General features: G+C 68.2%; 1 pseudogene. It reads left to right on the forward strand.

The window, feature by feature from the left end:
- Nucleotides 1–1,146: pseudogene (locus ACFU53_RS48105) on the forward strand (alpha-1,4-glucan--maltose-1-phosphate maltosyltransferase); the annotation flags it as partial.

Consider the following 1,146-nt stretch of genomic DNA (forward strand, 5'->3'; position numbering starts at 1 on the left):
CCGTCTGGCGGCGGCGTTGGCGCCGGAGGTGGACGAGGTCCTGACCCGCCACCCCCTGCGCGAACTGGTCACCTCCAGCGAACCGTTGCCGCTGCTGGTGGAACGGGAACGGGCCCTGTTCGGCTCCTGGTACGAGTTCTTCCCGCGTTCCGAGGGCACCCCCGAGCAGCCCCACGGCACATTCCGCACCGCCGCCCGCCGCCTGCCCGCGATCGCACGCATGGGCTTCGACGTCATCTACCTGCCCCCGATCCACCCGATCGGTACGACCTTCCGCAAGGGCCGCAACAACACCCTCTCCCCCACCCCCGACGACGTCGGCGTGCCCTGGGCGATCGGCTCCCCCGACGGCGGCCACGACGCCGTCCACCCCGACCTGGGCACCATCGAGGACTTCGACTTCTTCGTCGCCGAAGCCCGCACGCTCGGCCTGGAAGTGGCCCTCGACTTCGCCCTGCAGTGCTCCCCCGACCATCCCTGGGTGCACAAACACCCCGAGTGGTTCCACCACCGCACCGACGGGACCATCGCCTACGCCGAGAACCCGCCGAAGAAGTACCAGGACATCTACCCCATCGCCTTCGACGCCGACATGCCCGGCCTCATCACCGAGACCACCCGGGTACTGCGGCACTGGATGGACCACGGGGTGCGGATCTTCCGCGTCGACAACCCCCACACCAAACCGGTCGTCTTCTGGGAACAGGTCATCGCCGACGTCAACGCCACCGACCCCGACGTCATCTTCCTGGCCGAGGCCTTCACCCGCCCGGCGATGATGCACACCCTGGCCGCCACCGGCTTCCAGCAGTCCTACACCTACTTCACCTGGCGCACCACCAAACAGGAACTCACCGAGTACGCCACCGAACTGGCGGGCGAGGCCGCCGCCTACATGCGGCCGAACTTCTTCGTCAACACCCCCGACATCCTCCACGCCTTCCTCCAGGAAGGCGGCCGCCCGGCCTTCGAGCTGCGCGCCGTCCTGGCCGCGACCCTCTCCCCCACCTGGGGCGTCTACTCCGGCTACGAACTCTGCGAGAACACCCCACTCAAACCGGCCAGCGAGGAGTACCTCGACTCCGAGAAGTACCAACTCCGCCCGCGCGACTGGGACACAGCCGAACAAGACGGACGTACGATCGC

Origin of the sequence: Streptomyces sp. NPDC057474, assembly GCF_042802555.1 — a bacterium.
In the GTDB taxonomy this organism is placed as follows: Bacteria; Actinomycetota; Actinomycetes; order Streptomycetales; family Streptomycetaceae; genus Streptomyces.